This is a genomic window from Acidovorax sp. A79, from assembly GCF_041154505.1.
Classification (GTDB): domain Bacteria; phylum Pseudomonadota; class Gammaproteobacteria; order Burkholderiales; family Burkholderiaceae_C; genus Acidovorax.
Genome location: NZ_AP028672.1, coordinates 4,234,692 through 4,260,795, shown reverse-complemented (window position 1 = coordinate 4,260,795; position 26,104 = coordinate 4,234,692). Strand labels below are relative to the sequence as shown.

The window sequence follows — 26,104 nt, the reverse complement described above, 5'->3', positions numbered from 1 at the left end:
CAGAGAGGTTTAGATACCTGTGCCACTCTGGATTGGTTCGCGAGGATTCCACGCCACTGGACTTTAGATTGTGTCCGGTTCCCTTCTGGTTTCCCGTAGACAATGTTTGGTTCAGGTTCGCAAGCCTCCGGAATCGCATTCGCTTGTTTCGCCCTCCAGACTGCCATCGCCCCATGTTGCGAGAGGACCAATTGAATCCCCTTTGTGCCTGGGCCATATTTGTACAGAGAAATTTCAGTCTACGAGGTGCCAGGGCGCTGCCCATGGCTGGAACGATCAACATCTAGGTTGCAGCGATCCCGACACAGGCGCAGCCCTGGGAAATATCGGCCAAGGCAGTTCAGTTCAGTTCAGTTCAGTTCAGTTCAGTTCAGTTCAGCGTTCGAGTTGAGCAGAGGTGTAGCCATCGCCATATCGGACGATCTGTGTCCTATAGTCGATGACCGTCCCGAACCGATCGCCGTTTCAAGCAGCGCAGCTCTTGTACCAAGCGAAGAGCCCATCGCGCTCGGGGCAAAACTCAGTTTGTCGGACCTCAAATACCTTTGCGCCAGCGCGGTGCGCAGGCTCCAACGATCTCTCGATCATCGACGTGCTGATGCCACACGCATGGTTCTATGCGAGATTCGGCACCCAGCTTTGCCGCGTCCAGTAACTAACAGACCGACTGCATGGGGTAGAGGCGACGCTGAGCGTTGAGGTGAGCGGACGCTACGGACGGTCCGATTGAATGCCCATGTCATCCTTCAGCGCAGATATGTAGTAAGCGCCGTCACAGCGAGGGCCAACATGAAGCGCCCAGGTTTTAGTAGGAGGCCATTCCTCGCGACAGGGCGCGTGGCGGCTCCCGGGCTCTCAAGGCGCCTTTGCTGAACGGTCACAACGACCTCTCACCTCCTGCCGCCTAAGCTTGGTCGAGAAGCGCGCGCGGAACGGCGCAGGGAACGGAGCGTGCCCAAGGACGGTCCGGCGTAACTACAGGCGAATCCTCCAGTTGGAAGGTGCTCACGGCTTCGGTGAGTTGCTGGGCCTGCAGCTCCAGGCTCTTGGCGGCGGCGGCGCTTTGCTCCACCAGTGCCGCGTTCTGCTGCGTGGCGTGGTCCATCTGGTTGACGGCCTGGCCGATCTGGGAAATGCCCGTGCTCTGCTCGGAGCTGGCGGAGCTGATCTCGCCCACGATGTCCGTCACCCGCTTGATCGCGCCCACAACCTCGACCATGGTCTGCCCGGCTTGATCCACCAGGCCCGTGCCCACGGACACCTTCTCCACGCTTTCGTTGATCAGCGCCTTGATCTCCTTGGCGGCGCTGGCGCTGCGCTGCGCGAGATTGCGCACCTCGGTGGCCACCACCGCAAAGCCTCGGCCCTGCTCGCCGGCGCGGGCTGCCTCTACCGCAGCGTTCAGCGCCAGGATATTGGTCTGGAAGGCGATGCCATCGATCACACCGATGATGTCCGAGATCTTGCGCGAGCTGTCGTTGATGTCCCGCATGGTGGTGACGACCTTGGAGACCACCTCGCCGCCCCGTGTGGCCACGGCGGATGCGCTGATGGCCAGCTGATCGGCCATCTTGGCGTTCTCGGCGTTGTTGCGGATCGTGGAGGTGAACTCTTCCATGGTGGCGGCGGTCTGCTGCAAAGCGCTGGCCTGCTCTTCGGTGCGCTGGCTCAGGTCTGCGTTGCCCATGGCGATCTCGCTCGTGCCGGTGGAGATGGAGTCGGTGGCGCCCCGTACCTTGCTCACGATGCTGGCCAGGTTCTGCTGCATGGCACTCAGCGATGCCAGCACGCTGCCGCCGGGGGCTGCGCTCGCCCCCGCAATGCTGGACAGGTTGCCGCCCGCCACCTTGCTGGCGGCACTGCTCAGTGCATCGGGCTCGGCACCCAGGGCCCTCAGCACTCCGCGGGTGATGGCAACCCCGCATGCCACCGCCATCATGGTGGCCAGCAATGCCAGGCCGATCAAGAGCCGGCGCTGGAATTCGAAATCGGCCTCGGAGGAATCCACCAGCTGTTTGGAGCGCTCATCGGTTGTCTTTTGGTACTCGTCGGTCTTGGCAATCAGGGCGGCGAGAAGCGGCCGGCACTCGTCATTGATTTTCGCAATGGCTTCGTCCTTTTTGTCGGCCATCGCCAAATCGATGATGGACAGGGCCACCGGCCCATATGACTGCTCGATCTTTGCGAGTTCGGCCACCAGCGCCCTGACGTTGACTGGAATGCCTGGGCCTTCTACCGCCTGTTTGAGCAGGGCCAGGCGTTTTTGGACCTCTTCGTGGGCTTTGACGACAGCCGCCTTTTCCGCGTCGCGTTCTGCAGGCTTGGTCGCCAGCACCATGTTCCGGGCGGCCACGGCGCGCGCGTCGACGGCGCTCCGTATTCCTTGGGCCAGATGTGCCCGTGCGTCGATACCGGTCACGAAGTCATGAAATTGCGTCTTGGCGCTGCTCATGTCCTTGATGGCGAACGCGGACAGGACCACGATAAGCACCACCATCAAGCCAAACGACAGTGCCAACCTCGCCCGCATCGTCATGTTCTGAAAACCCATCGCAGTCCCCCAATGTTCGTCTGCGTTATGGTCAGTAGATTTGTAATATTTTGTCAATAGACAACAGCTATTGTGATGAGGAATATGGATTCAGTGGTTCATTACTGCGCTGCCACGTGATCCATGTGCGGAGAAATAGATCACACCGGGGACAAGGCATTCCCCCGGGGATCACCGCTTCGGCCCGCCCCACTGCTCGCAAGGGCTTGATCGTTCTTGGCACCACCAACATCATTCCATCGACTGTTCGGCAGCTGCACGGCCTGGCCTCACCGCTGCAGACCAGGCCGTTGCTCAGACCACTTTCAGGCCTCTTCGCGCAGCGACGCCCTGAGGATCTTTCCCACCGGCGACTTGGGGAGTTGCTCGCGGAAAACGATCTGGCGTGGCACCTTGTAGGCCGTGAGCTGGGTGCGGCAGTGGCGCTGCACGTCCTCGGGCGTGAGCGCCGGGTTGCGCGCGACCACGAAGGCGCGCACGGCCTCGCCGGTGCCAGCATCCGGCACACCGATGACGGCGGCCTCGGCGATGTCGGTGTGGGCCGCGAGCACGTCTTCCACCTCGTTCGGGTAGACGTTGAAGCCGGACACCAGAATCATGTCCTTCTTGCGGTCGACGATGCGGATGAAACCGCCCTCCTCCAGCTGCGCAATGTCGCCCGTGTGCAGCCAGCCGTCCCGGATCGCGCTGGCACTATCTTCCTGCGCATGCAGGTAGCCGGCCACCACCTGCGGGCCCTGCACCAGCAACTCGCCGCGCTCGCCCTGAGGCAGATCGCGCCCCTGGTCATCGACGATGCGCACCCGGCAGCCCGGCATGGGCACGCCCACGGTGCCCAGGCGCGGCGTAGCCGAGGGCGGGTTGCACGAGACGATGCACGATGTCTCGGTCATGCCGTAGCCCTCCAGGATGGGGCAGACCACCGCCTGCCAGGCCTGCGCGGTCGACGTACGCAGGGCCGTACCACCCGAGAAGGCGTAGCGCAGCTTCGGTGGCCTGGCCTGGAACCAGGGCTCGGCCAGCAGGCCTGCGAACAGCGTGTCCACGCCGGCAGTCCACTGCACCTCGAACTGCTCGAAGGTCTTTTGCAGGTTGGACATGGGGCGCGGGTTGGGCACCAGCACGTTGCGTGCACCGACCTCGAAGAACACCAGGAAGTTCACCATGAAGGCGAACACGTGGTACATGGGCAGCACGGTGAGCATGGTCTCGCCCTGCTTCGGCCCATCGTAGGCGTCCAGGAAATCGCGCGTGATGCGCAAGGTGGCCAGGATGTTGCCGTGCGTGATCACTGCGCCCTTGCTGCGCCCGGTGGTGCCGCCCGTGTACTGGTACACCGCCACGGGGTGGCTGCGGTGTTCGACGGGCTCCAGCGCCTGCCCGCGCACCAGCGCGTCGGCCATGCGCGGCAGCGGCGCCGCGGTGGAGTCCGCAGGCCCGGCCATCTTGGCGCGGATGGCCGATGCCACAGGTTCCTCAAAGAAGTCCCACAGGCTGGCCGTGAGCACGGGCAGGCCCAGGCCCTCGGCCACAGGCTGTGCCACCGGCAGGAACAGGTCGCACACCAGCAGCAGCTTCGCACCGCTGTCTTCGAGCTGCAGGCGCAGCTCGCGCCCGGTGTACAGCGGGTTCGCGTTGGTCACGATGAGCCCGGCCTTCCACGCGCCGAACACCGCGATGGGGTAGTGCAGGCAGTTGGGCATCTGCAGCGCGAGCACCTCTCCCGCCTGCAACTCCTGCTCGCGCACCAGCCAGACGGCAAAGGCGTCCGACAGCGCATCGATCTCCTTGAAGCTGCGCACCACGTTGGCGCCCGTGGGCAGCACGAAGGTGAAGGCGGGCTGGTCCCCATGGTCGGTGGCGGCCTGCGTGGCCAGGTGCGCGGCGTTGGCGGGCAGTGCCGCCAGGTCGAGCCGGTAGTTGCGCAGGGCCTCGGGGTAGGACCCTTCCCAGGGCGAGGACGCTGGCGGTGCGGCGGTGGCGGTCATGGGCTTGTCTCCTGTCTCTTCTTTTTATGAACGCATCAGGCCTTGGCTTTGAACGCTGGGAGCTTGTCACCCAGCCGCGCGCCCATTTTGGCACCCAGCGCCTGCAGGCCGCTCAGGGGGCGCACCATGACTTCGAACTCAGTGATCTGCCCCTCTTCATTGAAGCGCACCAGATCGATGCCCTTGAGCTGCTTGTCGCCCACGCGCGCGCTGAACTCCAGCACGATGCTCAGGCCGTCGTCGGTGGCCAGCTGGCGGTGGTAGGTGAAGTCCTCGAACACCTGGATCACGGTGGACAGGGCCAGCATCAGCGCCGGGGCCGAGGTGTAGGCCGTGTTCGCCATGGGCGAGCGGAACACCGCGTCGGGGTGCACGATGCTCAGCAGGTTCGACAGGTCGCGGCTGGCCACCATGTGGTGCCAGGTGTCGAGCGAGCGGGCGACGGCGGGGTGGATGTTCTTCGGGGCTTCGGTCATGGATGTCTCCTGGGGTGAGGTTGTTGGATCAGATGGCGGCGGCAAGCGTCGTGCCCTGCAGGATGGCGCGCTTGGCGTCGAGCTCGGCGGCCACATCGGCACCGCCGATGAGGTGCGCGCTCTGGCCCGCGGCCAGCAGCACGTCGTACAGTTCGCGCAGCGGCTCCTGGCCGGCACAGACCACGATGTGGTCGACATCGAGCACGCGCGGCTGGCCGTCGATGGTGATGTGCAGACCGGCGTCGTCCACGCGCTCGTAGGCCACGCCCGAGCTCATGCCCACGTTGCGCGCCTTGAGCGAGGTGCGGTGGATCCAGCCCGTGGTCTTGCCCAGCTGGTCGCCCACCTTGCTGGCCTTGCGCTGCAGCAGGTGCACCTGGCGCGCGGGCGCCTCCACCTGGGCGGCGCGCAGGCCGCCGGCCTGGGCATAGGCGGTGTCGATGCCCCATTCGTCATTGAACTTGGCGGGCGCCAGGGCCCCGCTCTCGCCTTCGTGCGTGAGGTACTCGCCCACGTCGAAGCCGATGCCGCCCGCGCCGATCACCGCCACGCGCTGGCCCACGGGCTGCTTGTCGCGCAACACGTCCAGGTAGCTCAGCACCTTGGGGTGGGTGATGCCGTCGATGTCGGGCGTGCGCGGCCGGATGCCCGTGGCCACCACCACCTCGTCATAGCCCTGGCCCGCCAGTTCCTGCGCGGCCACGCGGGTGCTCAGGCGCACCTCCACGCCGTGCAGCTCCAGCTGGCGGCGGTAGTAGCGCAGGGTCTCGTAGAACTCTTCCTTGCCCGGCACCTGCTTGGCGATGTTGAGCTGGCCGCCGATCTCGCTGCCCGCATCGAACAGCACCACCGCATGGCCACGCTGCGCAGCGGTGACGGCAAAGCTCAGGCCCGCAGGGCCGGCGCCGACCACGGCGATGCGCTTCTTGGCGGCGGTGGGCGCGATGACCAGCTCCGTCTCGTGGCAGGCACGGGGGTTGACCAGGCAGCTCGTGATCTTGCCGCCGAAGGTGTGGTCCAGGCAGGCCTGGTTGCAGGCGATGCAGGTGTTGATCTCGTCGGCCCGGCCCTGGCGCGCCTTGCGCACGAAGTCGGCATCGGCCAGCAGCGGCCGCGCCATCGAGACCATGTCGGCGCAACCCTCGGCCAGCAGGCGCTCGGCCACCTCGGGCGTGTTGATGCGATTGGAGGTAATGAGCGGTATGCCCACCTGCCCCATCACCTGCTTCGTCACCCAGGCGTAGGCCGCGCGCGGCACCTTGGTGGCGATGGTGGGGATGCGCGCCTCGTGCCAGCCGATGCCGGTGTTGAGGATGGTGGCGCCCACCGCCTCGATGGCCTGGGCGAGCTGTATCACCTCGGCCAGCGTGGAGCCGCCCTCCACCAGGTCGACCATGGACAGGCGGTAGATGATGATGAAATTCGGCCCCACCCGCTCGCGCGTGCGCCGCACGATCTCCACCGGAAAGCGCATGCGATTGGCATAGCTGCCGCCCCATGCGTCATCGCGGTGGTTGCTGCGCGCTGCGATGAACTCGTTGATCAGGTAGCCCTCGGAGCCCATGACCTCCACCCCGTCGTAGCCCGCGTGCTGGGCCAGAGCGGCGCAGCGCGCGAAGTCCTCGATGGTCTGCTCCACCTCTTCCGCCGTGAGCGCGTGCGGCACGTGGGGGTTGATGGGTGCGCGCAGCGCGCTCGGGGCCACCAGGTCGCGGTGGTAGGCATAGCGGCCGAAGTGCAGGATCTGCATGGCGATCTTGCCGCCCTCGGCGTGCACGGCCTGCGTCACCTTGCGGTGCTGCCCGGCCTCGTGTTCGTTGACCAGCATGGCCCCGCCCTGCATGGGCCGGCCGCGCTCGTTGGGCGCAATGCCGCCGGTCACGATAAGCCCCACCTCGCCACGCGCCCGCTCGGCATAGAAGGCCGCCATGCGCTCGAAGCCGTTGGCCACCTCCTCCAGCCCCACGTGCATGGAGCCCATGAGCACGCGGTTCCTGAGCGTGGTGAAGCCCAGGTCCAGCGGGGCATGCAGGTGGGGATAGGGACTGCCGCTACCAGCAGCCTGTGGAGCCGGGGCAGGTTTCGGGACGGCGTTCATCAGGGGTCTCCTTGTTTATGCAACCAGTTGCACAAATATAGCCAGCATCACGCATTTATGCAACTGGTTGCATAAACAATGGAGAGCAGTCCCGATTCAGGCAAGATGGCGAACTACGCAGCTTTCTCCGGCGCCCTCTTCCGATGTCCCTGCCCCACGCCCTTCTCACCGCCCTGGTCGAGCACCCCTGCTCGGGCTCGGAACTCGCCGAGCGCTTCGACAAGTCCATCGGCTACTTCTGGCACGCCACGCACCAGCAGATCTACCGCGAGCTGGCGCGGCTCGAAGAAGCACGGTGGATCGAGGCCCTGCCGGCCGAGACGGGCCGCGGCCGCAAGCGCCAGTTCCGCCTGCTGCCCGCGGGTCGCAAGGAACTGCGCCGCTGGATCGCCGAGCAACAGGACCCCACGCCCCTGCGCGACGAACTCATGGTGCGCCTGCGCGCCGAGGCCGCCGTCGGCCCCACCGGTCTGGAAAAGGAAATCGCCCGCCTGCAGGCCATGCACGAGGACAAGCTGGCCGTCTACCAGCGCATCGAACAGCGCGACTTCATGGGCAAGGATGCGAGCCGAGAGCGCCGCCTGCAGCACCTGGTGCTCAAGGCCGGCATCCTGCAGGAAGAGCTGTCGCTGGCGATCGCGAGAGAGGCGCTGGAGATACTCGGCACACCGCGCCCGCCTCCGACGCCCTCTGCCCGGTGACCACATGTCACTCGCAGCGCCATGACCAGCCTCCGGCGTACCCCAGTGCCAGCGCCAGCTAGTCACACCAAGCAGCACCACGCCATCGGAGCATTCAAGATGCCGAGTCCTCATGTCTCCGCCCAAAACCTATTTCAGCGCGCAGTGGACGGCCTACATGATCTTCATGGCGCTGGCGGGGAGGGATCGGCACCATGGAAGGCCCCATTCTCGGCGCGCTGCTTTCCTTGCGGTAGAGACGACGTGGGGCGGACAGGGCGTGCTGTATCTCATCGGCCCTGGTGCCATTGCCATGCTATTCGCGCTGTTTTTGCCCAGGGGCGCTTGAGGGGCAGTGCAGCAGCGCTGGAACGTGCAACCGCTGTCCGCGGGCTATCGGATGCGTACGCGCGCCACACATGTTCCAGAAAGAGAGGAGCAATATTCAAAATCAATAGCAAACAACGCTTATGGGACAAGCGGTAGATGCCATTTTCAATCGAAAAATTCGATGGTACGCGGGTCTTTGCACCCGTCGAAATACTTTTGCAGCATGGCGTGAAACACGCTGCCCGGCGCAGAAACTTCGCCAAACAGCGTCATGCTGGAGCGCAGCTTGAGATCGTCCGGCGTGCCAAACACATCCAGCGCCGAGCACGTCCCCAGGCCCAGCAGGATCTGGCAGCACTCGCGCAGCCGGCCGGCAAGCACTGGATGCGCCAGGTAGGCCTGCGCCTCGGCCAGCGACTGGATGGCATAGCGCTGGGCCACGTCGCTATGCCCCAGTCCCTTGATCTGCGGGAACACAAACCACATCCAGTGCGTGCGCTTCTTGCCCGCCCGCAGTTCGGCGATCACGCGGGGCCAGACGGGATCCTGGGCTTGCAGGAAACGGTCGAGGACAGGGGAAAGGGGCATGTTCGGGCAGTGGATGCTCGTCTTGCGGAAGTGAATGGTGACCATGAATTCACCGGAAGACAACAGTTGAATGATGACGGAAAGCCAGGGCTGGCTGCAGGTGATGTGCCCGAAACACCTGGATCAGATCACCATGCCAGAATGACCCGATGAGCACATCGACATCCGCCTCCTTTCTGTCTAGCGCAGACGGCATCCCGGTCATCACCTACACCTGGGCCGAGACCCCCGGCAAACCCGTGGGCGCCGTGCAGATATCTCACGGACTAGCCGAGCACGGCGAGCGCTACGACCGCTTTGCGAAGGCCTTGAACGCTGCCGGCTTCATCGTCCATGCCGTGGATCATCGCGGGCACGGGCGCACCGCTGGTGGCAGGTTGGGGGACTTTGGCGCCGCAGGTTTCAGCGGGCTCATTGCCGATGTGGCCCAGTACGGCGCGCTGCTGCGCACGCAGCACGCCGGCCTGCCGCTGTTTCTGTTTGGGCATTCGATGGGTTCGTTTGCGGCGCAGGCGGCGATCCTGGATCACGCATCGACCTGGTCAGGTGTGTTGCTCTCAGGTTCAACCGCGCTGGATGCGCTCGCCGCAGCTATGGCCAATGCTCCCGCAGACGCGCCTGCAGGATTGGAGGCATTCAACGCAGGTTTTGAGCACCGTACGGGATACGAATGGCTTTCGCGGGACGGTGCGGAGGTCGATGCCTATGTAGCGGATCCGTGGTGTGGGTGGGATGTGCCGGACGATGTGATCCCGTCGCTGTTCGCTCCGGCTTCCCGACTGGCGGATCCAGCGCTGCTAGCAGGTATCCGCAGTGACCTGTCAATCTTCATTGCCTCTGGCGACGCAGATCCGCTCGCGGGGGGCGGTGCGCTGATTCAGCTGCTGGGTCAGCGCTACCGCGATGCAGGCATCACCGACGTGACAGTCAAGCTGTACACGGCTGCCCGCCACGAAATCCTCAATGAGACGAATCGTGATGAGGTGACTGCCGACATCGTGGCCTGGCTGCGTGCCCATGTGGGGTAGCCTGATGCGGTGTCGCCGCATTGCACGAATGGAGGCCTGACCTCGGAGGGCCTCGAGCCTGAGTCCTGCTATTTGAACGACCGATACTCCACATTCATGGACTGAACCAGTTCGGCGGCAGTCGGCAGGGACGTCACACCCGACACCGAATGCCCCGCACTCCACAGATCCGACCACCGTTGGATGACGGGTCCTTCAGATCCGCCTCCGAATTTCTTGCGGGCCTCCTGCACGGATACCGTCTCGTCCAGCCCATCGGGGTCGAGTCCGACACGGACGATGGACGATTTCAAGAAGTTCGCGGGCAACCCCGTAAAGGCACGCGTCGCAAGCACATCGTCCATGGAGCTTTCCAGAAGCATCTGCTTGTAGTCTCCCCCAGCCAGGCTTTCCTTGGTGGCGATGAATCGCGTTCCCACGCACCCCAGGTCGCAACCCAGGACCGTCGCTGCGCGCAACGCCACACCGTCGGACAGGCCACCTGACAGCACGATGGGGCCATCGAACAGCTGGCGCACGGCGCGCACGAAAGCGAACGGGTTGGCCCAGCCGGTGTGCCCGCCCGCGCCGGACGAGAGCAGCACCAAGCCATCGACGCCCGCCTCCAGAGCACGCTCTGCATGGTGCAGCGAGGCCACATCGGCAAACACGAGGCAGCCGCCGTCGTGCAAGATGGGAATCACCGACGCGGGCGACCCGACGCTGGTGATCACCAGCTCTGCGCCGTGGCGCACGATCAAGTCCGCTTCGGCCTTGAGGCGTGCGGGGTCGCGGCGCATGATGAGATTGGGGCAATAGGGCGCCCGGCTGGGCTGTTCTTCGGCCTCGCGCTGAAGCCGCTGAAGCCAGGTCTCGAACTCGTCCAGAGACGTGCAGTTGGCCGTGGGAAATGCGCCGATGACGCCAGCGGCGCAGGCAGCGGAGACCAGTTCGATTCCCGAGACACGCAGCATGGGGGCCGCAATGACGGGCACCACCAGCCGCTCCATGAAAGGCAGTCGGTTCATTCTTGCTCCATTGAATCCAGTGAATGCACTGTGCGCAGGGCCGTGATGGCCTGCACTGCTTCGTCCACCAGGCCGTTCACGATGGCCTGCAGCGGCTCGATACGCTTGGCGAATGCGATGGCTGGCCCCAGGGAGGCCATGCCATGACGCCAGTCGCCCTCGGCGTAGCAGCGGTCGCGCGCGACCGTTCCGCTGATGAGGTCGCCGAACGCGGCGTGTTCGGTGGCGCCTGCCCGTTCGATGGCCTGAACCTGGCGCGCAGTGTCGTTGAGCAGCACGCGCCAGGTGGTGCCCAGCGATTGCAGCAGCCGCACCGTGGAGTGCTCGTCGCAGGTCAGCAGATGCTCTTTGTAGCGGGGGTGCGCCTGGATTTCCTCGCACACCAGGAAGCGGCTGCCGACGAGTACGCCGTCAAGCCCTTGGGCCAGCACCGCAGCCAATTGCCTGCCGCGGCCGATGCCGCCGCCCAGCACCACCGGCACGCTGAACTGGCCGTATGCCAGCGCCCCCATGAGCATCGTGGGCAGCTCATTCATGCCCGGGTGCCCGCCTTCCTCCATGCCGACCAGGGCAATGGCATCGGCGCCAGCGCGCTCCGCCGAAAGAGCGTGGCGGATGTTCGAGGCTTTGTGAACGACGATGGCATCTGCCTTGTGAAGAGCGGTGATGAGGTCCGCCGGTGCATGTCCGGCTGTCTCGAAGATCCTCACGCCGTGCGTCAGGGCTGCATCCATCCAGCGCGGAATCATGGTGTTGGCTTCGGGCCGGTGCGAGAGCGTGAGGTTGACGCCAAACCGTTTGCCATGGGTCAGTTCCGAGCACAGCGCAAGGGCTTCGCGGAAATCCGCTTCGCTGGCGTACGACCGGGGCGTGATGAAGCCCATGCAGCCCGCATTCACCAGCGCGGCAACGTACCGTGCGTCGGACAGCCACATGAGGCCGCCGCCCAGGATGGGATGGTCGATCCCCAGCAGCCGGGTGATCCTCGTGTGCAAGACGCTGCCCATGGCCTACCAGCCTGAACTGCCGAGCTGCGGTGCGCCTGCAAGGTCCGCACCGCCCATTCCCTCGAGTGGAACGGGGAACCTGACCAAGGGCAAGTCTTCGCCGGGAGCGAATTTGCCGCGTGAGGCAAAGTGCGGCTGGGCGGCCAACTCTGCGGGCGGCACCACTGGCGCGGCAGGCACATCGTGCCGGCACAGCAGTTCAAAGGCCTCGTGCGAATCCAGGTGCTGCATGGCCTGCTCGATGCGCAGGTTGATCGCATCCGCCACAGATTTTCTCGCCTTGTGGGTGGCGTACTTCGCGCCGTCGAAGGGAGCCAGGTCCAGCACCGCACACAGGCGCTTCCAGAAATGATCCTCCAGCGCAGCAATCGACACGTAGCGGCCATCCTTGCACCGGAAGGCGCCGTAAGCCGCCTTCACCAGCGTTGCCTCGCGCTGCGCTTGCAGCGTGCCTGCGCCTGCGGAGCGGTAGGCGCCCAGCCGCGGGTTCATCCAGTGCAAGGCGCAATCGGCCAGCGCCACGTCCAGGTGCTGCCCCCGGCCGGTGGCCTGGCGCTGAAACAGCGCGGCGAGTGTGGCGGACAGCGCGTACATGGTTCCGCACAGATCGGCCACGGGCAGGCCGAAGCTCTGCGCGGGTGCGCCGTCCGGCGCACCCGAGACGGCCAGCACCCCCGCGGCAGCCAGGTAGTTGATGTCATGCCCCGGCAGGTCGGCCCAGGGACCGGTCTGGCCGTAGCCGCTGAGAGACACATAGATGAGTTGCGGATGCGCCTGGCAGAGCGAAGCGGCATCCAAGCCCAGGCGCGCCATCACGCCAGGGCGGTAGGACTCGACCACGACATCGGCCGACGCGATCAGCTCGCGGACCTTGTCGCGCTGGGCTTCGTCCTTGAGGTCCACCAACAGGCTCTGCTTGCCCCGGTTCACGGCCTCGAAAGCGCCCTGGCCCAGGTGACGGGCGTTGTCGCCATGCGGCGGGCGCTCGATCTTGATGATGCGTGCGCCCATCTCCGCCAGGTTCTGCGTCAGAAACGGCCCCGGCAGCAGCTCGCTGAAATCCACCACCGTGATGCCCTGCAACGGCGGCCGGGCGGCGGTGGCCGTCATGCGGACGCTCCTTCGGCGGTTCTTTCGATGATCACGGCGTCCAGCGGCAAAACGCCTTCTCCGCGTGCGCCAATCCACACCGGGTTGAGGTCCATTTCCTCGATGCGGCCAGCGTTGTGCATTACGAAGTCCGAGATGCGCAGCAGCAGCGTCTGCAGCGCCTCCAGGTCCGCCGCTGGGCGGCCGCGCGCACCTTCCAGCAGGGGAAAGCACCGCATCTCACGCACCATCGCCGCGGCCTCGCTGGCGCTGAGCGGCAACATGCGGCGTGTCACATCGCGCAGGATCTCCACGTAAATGCCCCCCAGGCCGAAGGTCATCACGTGGCCGAACACCGGGTCGCGCGTAACGCCGACCATCAGCTCCAGCCCGCCGCGGGGCGCCATCTTCTCGATCAGCAGGCCGTCGATGTGCGCGTCGGGCCGGTGGTGCTTCGCGGCGTCCATGATGTCCGCCCAGGCCTGGCGCAGTTCGTCGGCATTTTGCAGCCCCACCTTGACGCCGCCGATGTCCGACTTGTGGACGATCTGCTCGCTGGCGATCTTGGCCACGACGGGGTAGCCCATGGCGTTGGCGGTCACCAACGCTTCTTCCATGGTGGACGCGAGCATGTTGGGCAGCAGGCCGATCCCCGCAGCCTGCAGCTGGCCTTTGGCCTGCGCTTCAGACAGGCTGAGGGTGGCGGCGGCTGGCGGCAGAACGACCACAGGCTGCATGGGCGGCTGGGTGCCACGCGAGCGCTTCCAGCGGCCATATTCAACCCAGCGCTGAATGGCCTTGATGGCTTTGCCCACCGAACGCGGCGGGGCGAAACCGCCTTCGACCAGCATGCGATACCCCTCCCCCATGCGGTCACTCATCCAGATGGGAATGATGGGTGTTGCGCAGCCTTTCTGCGCCGCGATGATGGTGCGCGCCAGCTGGATCGTGGTGTCGCCATAGTCCAGTGCAATCGGAACGATCACGCAACCGAGGTTCGGGTCCACGGCCACCGCGCTCAGCGATTTTTCGATCAGCGCCGCATCGCTCAGCACGGCGGCGGTGGTGTCCACCGGGTTGTCCAGCGCCGCGAAGTCGGGAAGCAGCGAGGCCAGCACCTCCCGCGTGTGCGGGGTGAACTGAGCGAGGGTCAGGCCTGCGGTGCCCACAGCATCCGCCGTCAACGCCGCCGTCCCGCCCGAAGAGGTGTAGATGGCCACCCCTTCGCTTGGGGGCGGCTCCGCGCGTGCGAACAGCCAGGCTGCATCGACAAGCTCGTCGATGTCATCGACCTCGATCACACCGCACTGTCTGAACACCGCGCTGTTCACCTCGGCCGACCCCGTGAGGGACGCTGTGTGCGATTGCGCCGCCTTTTGCCCGTACTCAGACTTGCCGACCTTGAGCGCAATGACTGGCTTGCCATTGGCGGCTGCGCGGTTCACGGCAGCCACGAACTTCGCGCCATCCTTGATGCCTTCCAGCAGGGTCACGATCACCTTGATGTCGGGTGCATCGGCCATGTAGTGGATGAAGTCGGCCACCTGCAAGTCCACCTCGTTGCCGGTGGAGGCCCACAGGCCAATGCCAATGCCGCGGTCCATGGCCTGCATCACGTTGCGCCCCAGGCCGCCACCTTGCGTGGCCAGGCCAATGGGACCCTTGACGAGGTCGTGCGGGAAGGATGGCGAGAAAGTCAGTCCCAGGCGGTGGTTGACGTTGGTGAGGCCCGGGCAGTTCGGCCCGTACAGGCGCATGCCGCCCCCGTCGGCGATTTCCTTGAGGCGCACCTGAGCGCGTTCGCCTTCTTCGCCTGCCTCGCCAAAGCCCGATGTCAACACGATGGCAAAAAGGACGCCCCGGTTGGCACATTCCTCCGCCACGGCCAGCACGCCGGATGCGGGCACCACGATCACAGCAACGTCGGGCGTGGCTGGCAGTGACGCAACGCTCGGCCAGCAACGGTGCCCGCGGATCTCCGCCTTGGTCGGGTTGACGAGGTAGATGTCTCCGTCGAACTCGGAATGGTCCAGCAGATTGGTCAGCGTGCGCTCGCCGATACTTTGCGGGCGGTCCGAGGCGCCCACGAGGGCAATCGAGCGAGGGCGGATCAGTCGTGAAAGGTCTGTCAATCTTGTCTCCTGGTCGTTATTGGGGTGGCGTGGAGGCTCAGGCAATCGCCGAGATGCCCAGGATTTCCCGACCTGCGATCAAGGTCTGCACTTCGGTGGTGCCTTCGGGAATCGTTCCGCCGCGCGTGTCGCGAAAGATGCGCTCAATGGGGTAGTCGGTGGCGTAACCCAGCCCGCCATGCACTTGCAGTGCCATGCTGGCCACTTCATGCGCAGCCTCGGTGGCGTAGAGCTTGGCAATGGAGCAGGCGGTGCGCGCATCGGCATTGGCATCCAGCGCGGCAGCGGCACGCAGGCTCAGTGCGCGTGCGGCTTCCACCCGGATCGTCATGTCCACGATGAGCTTTTGCACCAGCTGGAAGCTGCCGATGGGCTTGCCGAACTGTGTACGGGTGCGGGCATAGTCGATCGAGAGGTCGAGGGCCGCTTGCGCGGCGCCGACCGCACCCATGGCAATGTTGACACGGGCGCCGTCCAGGCCGATGAGCATCTTCTTGAGCGCCTTGCCTTCCTCGCCCAGCAGGTTCTCGCGGGGCACCTTGACATTGTCGAATGCCAGCTCCGCCGTGCCGGTGCTGCGCAGCACCATCGTGTCGACGTTGCGCACTTCATACGGAGACACCTCGCGCTCCACAAGGAAGGTGGAGAGCTGCCCCTGGCAGTCGGGGCTGAACGTACGCGCGACCACGATGCCGAAGTCGCCAAATGCCCCGTTCGTGATCCACAGTTTTCGGCCGTTGAGGACGTAGTGGTCCCCCTGCAGGTCTGCACGGGTCTGGACCTGGGCGATGTTGGAGCCCGTGCCTGGCTCGCTGATGGCGTTGAACACGCGGCGGTCAGATGCCAGCAAAGGCTTCAGGAAGCGTTCGCGCTGCTCCTCGTTCGCCTCTGCGGCCAGCTTGTTGATGGCCGCATTGGTGATGTTCACCATCGTGCGCAACGACAGCCACGTGTAGCCCGCCTCTTCCATGAGCATCGCCCAGGTCATCTGGTCCATGTCCATGCCGCCCAGGGCCTCGGGCAGCCTGCCGCCGATGTATCCGAACTGCGACAGCTCCTTGAGAAGCTCGAAGGGAAAGGTCTTGTCCCTGTCGTGCTGGGCGACGCGGGGAGCGACTTCGCTTTTCATGAAGCGGCGCACGCTGTCGCGCAGCATTTCTTGTTCGGAATTCATCGTTGCATACATGGCTAGGTCTCCTGGGTTGAATGCATGGATCCGCCGCTAGGCGGCGGTGGTGTCTTTGGTGCCCGCGCCGCGCCGGCCGGATGCCGTGGCGCGCAGCGTGGGAGCCGCGTTCTGGGGGTGGAACACAAGTGCCTGCACCTCTTGCAAGGCTTGCAGGCAGGCGTCCTTGGTACGGCGAAGGCGTTCGGTGGGGCCGGCGATCGACAGCGCGAGGGGTTCATCGCCCAGGTAGCCAGCGACGGCGATGGCGGCCAAGCCGTCGAAGCCTTCGTTTTCCACCCAGATCCAGCCTTGCTGGCGTGCTTGTTCGATCTGTGCCTCCAGTGCTGCGAGGTCCGTGATGGACCCGGGGGCGATCTGCTTGAGCGGCTTGAGCCGCAGCTGGCGTGCGGCTTCTTCGGGTGTACCCAGCGACAGCGCCGCCTTGCCCAGCGCGGACACGTGCAACGCAATCTTGTTGCCCACGTTTTCCACATAGCGCAGCGGATGAGTTCCCTCGGCAAACGCCAGTACCTTGACCACGCCCGCCTCCACGCGGCCGCACATCCCTGTCTCTCCCGTCTTGTCACGCAGCAACTCGCACGCCTCGGACGCCACGGCGTAGAGCGAATCACCCGCAGCGATGCCTTTGGCAATCGTGAGCAGACGGGCCGTTGGATAGAAGCGTCGGGTTCGCGCCGTCCGCATCAGGTAGCCCAACTCATGCAGCGTGTGCAGCAGATCGGAGCAGCTGCTCTCGGGAAGGTCCATCAGGCGCGCAAGGTCTGAATTGGAGAGTTCGCGGCGCTCCCGGGCAAAGACCTCCAGCAGGGCCATGGTGCGAGAAGCGGCGGGGACAATGGTTGGCATAAGTTCTCCGGTATTTCGTAGATGTCAACGAATCATAACTTTGAGGTGAGCGCGATTGCAGCAGACCATTCCTTATGAGATTCAAATTTTCTTTTGAATGCAGCTCACAAGATTGCTTGCATTTATACGAAATATTGAAGTATTCTACGACCAGCCGCAATGAAGTGGCAACAAAAATGGAGACAAGCATGCGTAGAACCTTCCGAGAACTGATTGTTTTTGTCATTGCCTCGTTGGCCTTTGGCGTCCTGCATGCAGCAGGAGATGCGTGGCCGAGCAAGCCCATCACCTTCGTGGTGCCGTTCCCACCCGGGGGCATCACGGACAACACGTCGCGGCTTTTGGCCAAGCTGCTCAGCGCACAGCTGGGACAGTCGGTGGTGGTGGACAACCGTCCCGGTGCCGGTGGCTCCATCGGTGTGGAGTCGGCTTCGCGCCAGCCACCAGACGGCTACACCATCATTTACGGCACGCAGGGAACGCATGGCGCCAATCTGGCGCTGTACAAGAACGTGCGCTACGACCCCATGACGGACTTCGTGCCCGTGCATGCCATGTCGGAAACGCCGCTCATGCTGGTGATCAACCCCTCACGCCCGTTCAAGACGGTGCCCGAGCTGATCGCCTATGCCAAGGCCAATCCCGGCAAGCTCAACTACGGCTCCGCCGGTCCAGGCACGGGCACCCACCTGACGGCCGAGTTGTTCCAGACCGCCGCGGGCATCAAGATGACCCATGTGCCATACCGCGGCAGCGCGCCGGCACTGAGCGACCTGATGGCCGGGAGCATCGACCTGATGTTCGACTACCCGGCGGTGGTGTTGCCCCAGGTGCAGGCGAACAAGCTCAAGGCGCTGGCGGTCACCTCCAAAAAGCGTTTGTCCAGCTCCCCCGACGTGCCCACCGTGGGCGAGCTGGGCGTTCCCGAAGCGGAATCCACGGCCTGGGGCGCGGTGTTCGTTCCGACCAAGACGCCGCCGGACATCGTGAAGCGCCTGGGCGACGAGATCGCCAAGGCCATCGTTCACCCCGAAATGCTGCAAGCCACCGAGAAATTCGGCAGTGTCCCGCTCGCCGGCCTGCGCGACGCCAAGCTGGGTGCCTTCGTGAAATCGGAGATGACCCGGTGGCGTGCGGTTGTTCAGCAGTCGGGCGCCAAGCTCGATTGACGGGGTCGCGGGCACTACATGCCCGCCCCCGCACCTTTCCCTTTCACCCCCTTCTTTCTATGACCGATTCAAAGACCTCCTTGAAGCCGTTACAGCCGACTCTGTATGAGCTGGCTGATGACGGCCACTCGCTCAACTTCTTCTTTGCGCAGTGCGGCGCCTGCGGTGGGATGAGTTTTCCTGCCAACGCACCGGGATGCATGCACTGCGGAGACCCGCTGAGCGGAGCGCAACGCGTCACGCGCCCGGGGGGCGGAGAGTTGCTGGAGTTCGTGACCCTGCACGTGCCGCTGTTGCCTGGCATGGCGGCGCCCAGCATTGCTGGAGACATCCGCATCGCGCCCGGCATCGTCGAAGAAGGTGTGATGGCCGTTGGGGACGAGACGGCGCTGAAGCACGGCATGGCGGTTCGTGCCGTTGCCGAGGTGAAGCGGGAAGAAGGTGTTTACGCCTGCCGCTTTGTGCCCGCGAATGAAGGAGCCGTGCAGTGAGCAATACCAATCAATCCACTGCAGGCAACTGGCTGGATGCCCATGGCGGTGTGTTCATCGCCGGTGTCGGTCTGCACCCCTATCAGTTCCCCACCGAGACACCTTACATCGAGCTGGGCCTCAGGGCTGTGCGTGCCGCACTCGAGGACTCGGGTGTTTCCTGGGCCCGTGTGCAGAGTGCCTACGTGGGCACAACCTCGATTGGCATGGCCGCCGGCCGCGTGATGCTGCGCCACCTGGGATCCACGGGTCTGGCGGTGACGCAGGTGGAAAACGCGTCGGCCTCTGGATCGTTCGCTTTCCGGCAGGCATGCATGGAGGTGGCTAGCGGCATGAGCGATGTGGTGCTGGCGGTGGGCGTGGACAAGCACGGTGACGGGCGCCGCGCTGCCAACAAGGACGGACTGGAAAGGCTCAGCGAGACCGCCACCATTCCGGCGGTGAAGTTCGCGATGATGGCGCGCACCTACCTGCGCGAGCGCGGCGCCTCCGTGGAGGAGATGGCCGGCGTGGCGGTGAAGAACCACGGCAACGCAGCGCGCAATCCGTTTGCTCAGTTTCGCAAGCCCCGGACGCTGGAGCAGGTGCTCGCATCGCCGCGCGTGGTGGGCGACCTCACAGTGCAGCAATGCTGTCCACGCGGCGAAGGGGCCGCGGCGGTGATGCTGGTTTCCGGTAACGCCATCCGAAAGCTGGGACTGGATGCGCGGCGCTGCGTGCGCGTGAAGGCTTCCGTGGCAGGCAGCGAGCGCCCCGAGGTGCAGTACGGCGACAGCGCTGTGGAGCTGGTCCGCACCAGCGCGGAGGCTGCCTTTGAACAAGCGGGCATTGCGCCCAAGGAGCTCGATCTTCTGGAGCTGCACGACGCCTTCTCCGTGGAAGAGCTGTTGTACAGCGAAGCCATCGGTGTGTGCGACCCAGGCGAGGGCGCCCGCTATCTGGCGCGTGGCGCTTCGCACATCGGTGGCCGCTGCGCCATCAACGCATCAGGCGGCCTGATCGGCATGGGCCACCCACTCGGGCCCACGGGCATCGGCCAGTTGGCAGAAATCACGCGCCAGCTGCGGGGCGAGGCGGAGGGTCGCCAGCACCCCAACGCGCGCTGGGGCATGGCCCACATGATCGGGCTCGGCTCGGTCTCCGTCGCCCACGTGCTGTCGGCATCGGCCTGACGGCGCCGCACACTTCTTTGTGGAAAGCAATCCAATGACTACCCCTGACATCCAGGACCTGGGCACATTGCTCTATGAGGTGCGCGACCGCGTGGCCGTGATCACCCTCAACCGGCCCGAGCGCATGAACACGCTGGGCAGCACGATGAAGCCCGACCTCGCCCGCGCCTTCTTCGAACTGGCCCGCAACGACGACCAAGTGCGCGCGGTTCTGATCACCGGCAGCGGCGACAAGGCGTTCTGCGCGGGCGCCGACATCAAGGAGCGCGCCACCGACGTGGTGCGCGGCACGGAGTACTTCGTGCGCCAGAAGGCGACCCACGAACTGTTTCGCAACATCGAAGAGTTCGAGAAGCCCGTCATCGCTGCCATCAACGGCGTGGCCCTGGGCGGCGGGCTGGAGATTGCGCTGTGTTGTGACCTGCGCATCGCGGCCTCCCACGCGCGCTTCGGCTTGCCAGAAATCAAGCTGGGAGTCATCCCGGCGGCCGGTGGCACGCAGCGGCTGCCACGGCTGGTGGGTGAAGCCCGGGCCAAGGAACTGATCCTGACGGCCGACCTGGTGGATGCAGAGACGGCGCTGCGCTACGGCCTGGTCAGCCGTGTGGTGCCGCAGGCCGAGCTGATGACGGCTGCGCTGGAACTGACCCAGCGCATAGCGCAACACCCCCCGCTGGCAGTCCGTTTCGCCAAGCGCGCCATCAACCGCGGCATGCAGACCGACCTGGACTCGGGCCTGGAGTACGAACGCTACGCGGCCGCAATGATCGTGGACAGCGAAGACCGCATCGAGGGCATGCGCGCCTTCGTCGAGAAACGCGAACCCCAATTCAAAGGACGCTAGTGCAATACCGCACTGGTGACTTCATTCAGACAACACGCACGAAAGGAATCCCATGGAACTCGGATTGAACGGACAGGTCGCTCTCGTCACTGGCGGCGGACAAGGCGTGGGCAGGCAAATTTGCATCGAACTCGCAGCCGAAGGGGCGCGCGTGGTGGTGAACGACCTTTTTGCCGAGCGTGCCCAAGCGGTGGTTGATGAAATCAACGCCGCTGGCGGAAAGGCCTATGCAGCGCCTGCGGACATCACCCAACTTGAGGAGGTCGATGCCATGGTGGCAGGTGCTGCCCAGCACTTCGGCGCGCCCATCACCGTGCTGGTGAACAACGCGGGGATCATTCCCGAGCGCCGCGAGAAAGGTGGCCGCACACCCGCCTTCGTGGATACACCCGTGGTGGACTGGGCCAAGATCGTGAACCTCAACGTCTACGGCACCATGCACTGCTGCCGCGCCGTGCTGCCCGGCATGGTCGGGCGCAAGACGGGCCGCATCATCAACATCATCTCGGAAGCAGGCCGCATCGGCGAGGCCAACATGGCCGTTTACTCGGGCGCCAAGGCGGCGATTGCCGGGTTCGCCAAGGCCCTCGCGCGGGAGCACGGCCGCCACGCCGTCACGGTCAACTCGGTGGCCCTTGGCGCCGTGTCCCACGAGGGCATCAAGGACGGCCCGCTGAACATCCACGCCACGGTGGAAAACAACGAGCTGCTGGGCAAGATGCTCAACGCATACCCCATCTCCAAGGGCGTGGGGCGCCTCTCCCGCCCAACGGACGTGTCCGGCATCGTCGCGTTCCTGGCGTCAGACCGCGCGCTGTTCATCACGGGGCAGACCATCGGTGCATCCGGCGGGTTCGCGATGGTTTGAAGCAGGGCGAAACGCTCCAGCAAGCCACTTCGGTTCCGATCATGTGGTGAGAGGTGCTGCATTCACACGCGGCACTGCCGAACACACAACAAGGAGACAAGACCATGATGAACCGCCGCCATTTCTCGGCATCCATGGGTGCTTTGGCACTCTCGCCCCCGGTATTTGCACAGAACGCTTACCCGCAGCGCCCCATCACACTGGTCGTGCCCTTCTCCGCGGGAAGCGTGGTCGATGTCCAGGCCCGTTTGATCGCACGGGCGCTGAGCGACAACCTGGGCCAGCCCATGGTCATCGACAACCGGGTCGGTGTGAGCGGGTCCATCGGCGCCGAATTCGTGGCCCGTGCGGCGCCCGACGGGTACACCCTCCTGATCGGAACGCAGGGCATGCAGGGCACCAACACCGCCCTCTTCAAGAACATTCGCTACGACCCGGTCAAGGACTTCGTGGCCATCCACGGTCTGACGGGGAACGCCAACGTTCTGGTCTCCCATCCAGGCCTGAAGTTCAGCACCATGGCCGATGTGATCGCGTTCGGCAAGCAGAAACCAGGAAAACTCAACTTTGGGTCTGGTGGCAACGGTACGTCAGCGCACCTTTGCCTGGAACTATTGCAAACCCAGACCGGCGCGCGCTTCAACCATATACCCTACAAGTCGAGCACAGCGGCCATGGTCGATCTGATCGCCGGCAACCTCGATGTGATGTTCGACTACGTGCAGACCTCCCGGGCACAGATCCGGGACGGGAAAATTGCCGCGCTGGTCGTCACCAGCACCAGCCGCCTGACCGTGCTCGCCAATGTGCCCACCATGGCCGAGGCCGGAATCCCCAGCGTGGTGGCCATGAACTGGGGCGGTGTCTTTGCACCAGCCAACACGCCTGCGCCCATCGTCAAGCGCTTGTCCGATGCGGTGGGCCAGGCACTGAACTCGCCCGAGGTCACGGCGTCGCTGGACGCGGTTTCGAGCGTCAAGATGGGCATGCCGCACGAGCAGTTTGCCCCCTTCGTTGCCGCCGAGGCCGCCAAGTGGGGCGAGGTGGTCCGCAAGTCCCGAGCGAGTCTCTGATGCCGACGCCCCAAGTAGCCGTTGTCACCGGCGCGGGCAGCGGCATCGGACGCGCGCTCGCGCTGGCCTGTGCCCGCGAAGGCATGGCGGTGGTGCAGGCGCCGCCTGCCTGGCGCAGTGTTGCGACGTGTCCGACGCCACGGACGTGGAGCGGCTGGCCGAGGCCAGCTGGAACCGGTGGGGCGGTGTGGACTGGCTATTCAACAACGCCGGCGTGGCGGTGCTCGGGACAGCCTGGAATGCCACGGACGACGACTGGCGGTGCGTGCTGGCATGGCCGCTTCTGCCATCAGTGCCGAGGATGTAGCGCGCGCCGCGGTCGAGGCGATTCATGCGCGCCGCTTCTACGTCATTCCCCATGCCCACACGGGTGCGTCCGTGAGGGACCGCAGCCAAAAGATCATGGGCGATTTCCACCACATTCACCAGGAGAGTCTTCAGTGACCGCAGTCCACCCACCAGCCGACCTTTCAGCCTCGCAGGACCTTGTCCGAGCGCTCACGGAACGCGTTGAACGCATGGAGAGCATTGAAGCCATCCGCGCGCTGCGCGCCCGATACCACGAAATGGTGAATGAGGATGCGGGGAACCGCCTCTACGAATTGTTTGCCCCCGATGCCTACGTCGCCTACGGCGGGCGTCCTGAGGTGCGGGGCCGGGACAACATCCGTGCGTTCTTCGCTGCGTTTCCGGTCCAATCGGCCCGGCAGTTCATCCATAGCCATGTCGTGCAGGTGCAGGGCGACCGGGGCACGGGGTCCAGCTACCTGGACGGTCGGCCCGTGCGGGACGGCAAGAGCTACTACGTGGTGGGCCGCTTTGACGACGAGTACATCCATCTGGATGGGCAGTGGTTCTTTCAACGCGTCACCTTGAGCGTGCACTACATGATCGAGGCTGCCGAGCGCTGGGACCACCTCATTCCCCTGCAGGTGGAGCGTTGATGCACAGCAGAGCCGCCATGGCCTTGTTGCCTTCCTTGTTCGATCTGACCGGCCAACGTGCGCTCGTGACCGGTGCCGCCAGTGGCCTCGGGCTGGCCATTGCAGAAGCCCTGCTGGACGCGGGCGCGGAAGTCGTGCTGTCCGACAGCGACGCCCAGGCATTGGACGCCGAGGTGCACCGCCTGCGCAAGACGCACGCGAAGGTGCAGCAGCGGGTGATCGACGTGAGCGATGGCGCCGATGTGGACCGCAACATCGACGCGATGGCGGCAGAGGGGCCCATCGATTGCGTGTTCGCCAACGCGGGCATGAGCGCCGGGCGCGGATTCCTGGTGGAGCCTGGGCGCCTGGAGAACGTGGACCCGGCTTCTTGGGAGCGGGTGCTCCAGGTGAACCTGAGCGGCGTGCTGGCCACGTTGCGCGCGGCCACCCGCCACATGAAGCCCCGGGGCCAGGGGCGAATCATCGTGACCTCGTCCATCGCGGGGCTGCGGGCGGAGGCGCACTCCGGATATGCCTACGTGGCCTCCAAGGCTGCGGTGAACAACGTCGTGCGCCAGGCGGCCATCGAGCTGGCGCCCTTCAACATCCTGGTGAACGCCATCGCCCCCGGCCCATTTGCCACCGGCATCAACGGAGGACGCCTGCGCCTGCCGGAAAGCGCCGAACGCATGCGCACCTACATCCCGCTTGGCCGTATCGCCCAGCCGCACGAGATCCAGGGGCTTGCGTTGCTGCTGGCGTCACCCGCCTCGAGCTACATGACCGGTGCCATCATCCCTATCGACGGCGGCGCCAGCGCGCGCTAGCGCGGCATCATCATTTCAACCACCGACGACAGGAAGGCACACCATGATCATCGTTACCGGCCATGTGATCGCACGCAAGGACACGGAGGACACCGTTGAGCGGCTGGCCCTGGCGCATGTCCTGCGCTCCCGGATGGAGGCGGGATGCGTGTCCCACGAGGTGAGCCGCGACGCGCAGCAGCCGCTGCGCTTTGTGTTCATTGAGCGCTGGAGCGACCTGGCCGCGTTGCAGGCCCATTTCCGAGTAGAAGCCTCGCGCGATTTCGCACACTCGATGGCAAGCTTGTGTGAGGAGGCTCCGCAGATTGATGTATACGAAGCGGAAGTGATTTCCATACGCTGACGGCGTTGGTCCAAGACGAGGCAATCCAGCAAGCGGAGCAAGGTATTTGGATCAAATTTTCCGAGACGCGTTTGAGGCCCCGCGACGATTCAACACAGCCCACGGCGTTGTGGTCAGTACCTATTCGAGAAGTTCGCGCTGATGCGCTGGCGCAGGTACTCCGCGCCCGTGATGGGCGGGTACTTCTTCGCCGGGCCTTCAATGAGTGCGTCCTCATTGGCTTGGCAGAAGAAAGCCAGGCTGTAGCGCGCGCCCTGGTACTCGTGCGGCAGAGGGTTGCGCACCCGGTGGAAGTTGCTGGGCAGTTGGTCGTCGCTCCAGCGCGTGAGCATGTCGCCGATATTGCAGGTGATCACGCCCTCGGCTGGCTCCACGCTGGTCCACTGGCGGCCCTCGGCCTCCTTGCCGGGCAGCACCTGCAGGCCGCCCTGGCCGGGGCGCTGGAACAGCAGGGTGAGGCAGTCAAAATCGGTGTGGGCGCCGGCGCGCCACAGGCCCAGTTCATCCTTGAGCGCCGGATCCACCGCAAAGTAGTGCAGCATGCGCAGCGTGCTCTGGTAGGTGGGCAGGTCGGGGTCGTGGGCGCGGGTGAAGAAGTCCGCATCAAAGCCCAGCTTGTAGGCAAAGCACGAGAGCAGGCGCATGCCCACTTCCCAGCACTGGCGCTCGAATGCCAGCGTGGCGGCCTGGAAACCGGGCAGCTCGGCCTCGGTGGGCCAGAGGCCCGCCATGCGTGGGCGCGTGACCTGGTAGGACTCCTTCTGGTCCGGCGTACGCGTGGAGGGGCGGATCTGCGCCTTGTGCTCCCAGCCGGCATTGCGTGCCAGGGGCCACTGGGCCTTGGTGGCCTGGGGCTGGTCGAAGAAGGCTTCGGCGCGCGCGAAGGCGGCGCGGATGTCCTCGACGGGGATGCCGTGGTTCGTTACCTGGAAGAAGCCGATGTCGACCGACGCGCTCCACAGCTGCTCGGCGATTTCCTCTTTGCGGTTGTCGAAGTCGGAGATGTCGATGCAGCGCACTTCGCGCGTGGAGGTCTCGCCGTCCATCGCGCCGCCCATGCGCGATTCTTTTTCGAGCTCGCCCAGCACGTCGGGGGCGACGGTCGGTTCGTAGACGGGGGATGTGGTGGGGGTTGCGGCAGTGCTGTGCATGGCGTGATTTCCTCGTTGAGTCGTCAATGGCAACAAGGCACACGGCAGGCCGCAGCAAGGAGTGAAGTTGCGGCACGGCGCCATGTGGCTCTTGAAGGGGACAATGGCAACGGCCCGCAGGCTGCGCGGGCCTTCAACAGGCACCACGCACCGCACGCAAGCCGCCACCGGCTTCAAGAGCAATGACCCGCCAGCCGGTCCACGCAATGCGGATGGGCTGGACTGAACGCT

Annotated in this window: 25 protein-coding genes; 13 read left to right on the top strand and 12 right to left on the bottom strand. The window is 65.0% G+C overall.

The genetic code is table 11. The annotated features are described in order from the left end of the window. Positions 1-904 precede the first annotated feature (904 nt). The 4 genes from ACAM51_RS19545 to ACAM51_RS19530 form a co-directional block, all read right to left on the bottom strand. Entirely contained in the window at positions 905-2,551 is a 1,647-nt protein-coding gene (locus ACAM51_RS19545) for a methyl-accepting chemotaxis protein (protein ID WP_369641603.1), read from the bottom strand. Positions 2,552-2,856: 305 nt separating this feature from the next. Further along, on the bottom strand, positions 2,857-4,539 hold the full coding sequence (locus ACAM51_RS19540; protein ID WP_369641602.1) for an AMP-binding protein: 1,683 nt from the start codon (positions 4,537-4,539) through the stop codon (positions 2,857-2,859). A 35-nt stretch (positions 4,540-4,574) separates the two neighbouring features. Continuing rightward, on the bottom strand, positions 4,575-5,015 hold the full coding sequence (locus ACAM51_RS19535; protein ID WP_369641601.1) for a nuclear transport factor 2 family protein: 441 nt from the start codon (positions 5,013-5,015) through the stop codon (positions 4,575-4,577). A gap of 28 nt (positions 5,016-5,043) precedes the next feature. Then, on the bottom strand, positions 5,044-7,113 hold the full coding sequence (locus ACAM51_RS19530) for an FAD-dependent oxidoreductase (protein WP_369641600.1): 2,070 nt from the start codon (positions 7,111-7,113) through the stop codon (positions 5,044-5,046). Positions 7,114-7,256: 143 nt separating this feature from the next. Between ACAM51_RS19530 and ACAM51_RS19525 the strand changes: the two genes are divergently transcribed. Then, positions 7,257-7,814: a PadR family transcriptional regulator gene (locus ACAM51_RS19525; protein ID WP_369641599.1), complete on the top strand. Its 558-nt coding sequence runs from the start codon at positions 7,257-7,259 to the stop codon at positions 7,812-7,814. A 474-nt stretch (positions 7,815-8,288) separates the two neighbouring features. Here ACAM51_RS19525 and ACAM51_RS19520 read toward each other — a convergent pair whose 3' ends face one another. Continuing rightward, on the bottom strand, positions 8,289-8,711 hold the full coding sequence (locus ACAM51_RS19520; protein ID WP_369643859.1) for a DUF1810 domain-containing protein: 423 nt from the start codon (positions 8,709-8,711) through the stop codon (positions 8,289-8,291). Positions 8,712-8,860: 149 nt separating this feature from the next. Here ACAM51_RS19520 and ACAM51_RS19515 point away from each other — a divergent pair, with 149 nt between their 5' ends. Continuing rightward, complete coding sequence (locus ACAM51_RS19515; protein ID WP_369641598.1) at positions 8,861-9,739, top strand: alpha/beta fold hydrolase; 879 nt, start codon at positions 8,861-8,863, stop codon at positions 9,737-9,739. A gap of 68 nt (positions 9,740-9,807) precedes the next feature. Here the strand turns inward: ACAM51_RS19515 and ACAM51_RS19510 are convergent, their stop codons facing one another. Genes ACAM51_RS19510 through ACAM51_RS19485 form a run of 6 tightly spaced genes read right to left on the bottom strand, consistent with a single transcriptional unit; the run spans position 9,808 to position 17,009 of the window. Further along, the gene (locus ACAM51_RS19510) at positions 9,808-10,746 is read right to left on the bottom strand and encodes an NAD(P)H-dependent flavin oxidoreductase (RefSeq protein WP_369641597.1); all 939 of its coding nucleotides are present in this window, start codon (positions 10,744-10,746) and stop codon (positions 9,808-9,810) included. Beyond that, positions 10,743-11,753 (bottom strand): nitronate monooxygenase family protein, encoded by a 1,011-nt coding sequence (locus tag ACAM51_RS19505; RefSeq protein ID WP_218293369.1) that lies wholly within the window; start codon positions 11,751-11,753, stop codon positions 10,743-10,745. Before ACAM51_RS19505 ends, ACAM51_RS19510 begins: the two co-directional genes overlap by 4 nt. A gap of 3 nt (positions 11,754-11,756) precedes the next feature. Continuing rightward, a complete protein-coding gene (locus tag ACAM51_RS19500) occupies positions 11,757-12,863 on the bottom strand; it encodes a CaiB/BaiF CoA-transferase family protein (RefSeq protein ID WP_218340386.1) in 1,107 nt (368 codons plus the stop codon). Then, positions 12,860-14,974 (bottom strand): acetate--CoA ligase family protein, encoded by a 2,115-nt coding sequence (locus ACAM51_RS19495; protein WP_369641596.1) that lies wholly within the window; start codon positions 14,972-14,974, stop codon positions 12,860-12,862. The genes ACAM51_RS19500 and ACAM51_RS19495 overlap by 4 nt, the downstream gene beginning before the upstream one ends. A gap of 37 nt (positions 14,975-15,011) precedes the next feature. Next, positions 15,012-16,148 (bottom strand): acyl-CoA dehydrogenase family protein, encoded by a 1,137-nt coding sequence (locus ACAM51_RS19490; protein WP_218294398.1) that lies wholly within the window; start codon positions 16,146-16,148, stop codon positions 15,012-15,014. A gap of 48 nt (positions 16,149-16,196) precedes the next feature. Then, positions 16,197-17,009 (bottom strand): IclR family transcriptional regulator, encoded by an 813-nt coding sequence (locus ACAM51_RS19485; RefSeq protein ID WP_369641595.1) that lies wholly within the window; start codon positions 17,007-17,009, stop codon positions 16,197-16,199. Between the two features lie 188 nt (positions 17,010-17,197). Here ACAM51_RS19485 and ACAM51_RS19480 point away from each other — a divergent pair, with 188 nt between their 5' ends. The 11 genes from ACAM51_RS19480 (at position 17,198) to ACAM51_RS19430 (ending at position 24,722) form a co-directional block, all read left to right on the top strand. Continuing rightward, complete coding sequence (locus ACAM51_RS19480; protein WP_369641594.1) at positions 17,198-18,178, top strand: Bug family tripartite tricarboxylate transporter substrate binding protein; 981 nt, start codon at positions 17,198-17,200, stop codon at positions 18,176-18,178. A gap of 59 nt (positions 18,179-18,237) precedes the next feature. Beyond that, complete coding sequence (locus ACAM51_RS19475) at positions 18,238-18,669, top strand: hypothetical protein (protein ID WP_255591222.1); 432 nt, start codon at positions 18,238-18,240, stop codon at positions 18,667-18,669. After that, a complete protein-coding gene (locus ACAM51_RS19470; protein WP_369641593.1) occupies positions 18,666-19,841 on the top strand; it encodes a thiolase family protein in 1,176 nt (391 codons plus the stop codon). The genes ACAM51_RS19475 and ACAM51_RS19470 overlap by 4 nt, the downstream gene beginning before the upstream one ends. A gap of 34 nt (positions 19,842-19,875) precedes the next feature. Beyond that, positions 19,876-20,685 (top strand): enoyl-CoA hydratase/isomerase family protein, encoded by an 810-nt coding sequence (locus ACAM51_RS19465; protein ID WP_369641592.1) that lies wholly within the window; start codon positions 19,876-19,878, stop codon positions 20,683-20,685. Positions 20,686-20,737: 52 nt separating this feature from the next. Further along, a complete protein-coding gene (locus ACAM51_RS19460; protein ID WP_218293362.1) occupies positions 20,738-21,553 on the top strand; it encodes an SDR family NAD(P)-dependent oxidoreductase in 816 nt (271 codons plus the stop codon). A gap of 104 nt (positions 21,554-21,657) precedes the next feature. After that, positions 21,658-22,626 carry a Bug family tripartite tricarboxylate transporter substrate binding protein gene (locus ACAM51_RS19455; RefSeq protein ID WP_369641591.1) on the top strand — a complete coding sequence of 323 codons (969 nt, stop codon included), beginning with the start codon at positions 21,658-21,660 and terminating at the stop codon, positions 22,624-22,626. A gap of 127 nt (positions 22,627-22,753) precedes the next feature. Next, positions 22,754-22,933 (top strand): hypothetical protein, encoded by a 180-nt coding sequence (locus tag ACAM51_RS19450; protein WP_369641590.1) that lies wholly within the window; start codon positions 22,754-22,756, stop codon positions 22,931-22,933. After that, positions 22,900-23,070: a hypothetical protein gene (locus ACAM51_RS19445; RefSeq protein ID WP_255591320.1), complete on the top strand. Its 171-nt coding sequence runs from the start codon at positions 22,900-22,902 to the stop codon at positions 23,068-23,070. The genes ACAM51_RS19450 and ACAM51_RS19445 overlap by 34 nt, the downstream gene beginning before the upstream one ends. Continuing rightward, positions 23,067-23,570, top strand: coding sequence for a nuclear transport factor 2 family protein (locus tag ACAM51_RS19440; RefSeq protein WP_369641589.1), 504 nt, complete (start codon positions 23,067-23,069; stop codon positions 23,568-23,570). Before ACAM51_RS19445 ends, ACAM51_RS19440 begins: the two co-directional genes overlap by 4 nt. Then, complete coding sequence (locus ACAM51_RS19435) at positions 23,570-24,379, top strand: SDR family NAD(P)-dependent oxidoreductase (RefSeq protein WP_369641588.1); 810 nt, start codon at positions 23,570-23,572, stop codon at positions 24,377-24,379. The genes ACAM51_RS19440 and ACAM51_RS19435 overlap by 1 nt, the downstream gene beginning before the upstream one ends. Positions 24,380-24,422: 43 nt before the next feature. Next, positions 24,423-24,722 (top strand): putative quinol monooxygenase, encoded by a 300-nt coding sequence (locus ACAM51_RS19430; RefSeq protein ID WP_369641587.1) that lies wholly within the window; start codon positions 24,423-24,425, stop codon positions 24,720-24,722. Positions 24,723-24,835: 113 nt separating this feature from the next. Here ACAM51_RS19430 and ACAM51_RS19425 read toward each other — a convergent pair whose 3' ends face one another. Beyond that, entirely contained in the window at positions 24,836-25,780 is a 945-nt protein-coding gene (locus ACAM51_RS19425; protein ID WP_255594599.1) for an isopenicillin N synthase family oxygenase, read from the bottom strand. Positions 25,781-26,104: the final 324 nt, after the last annotated feature.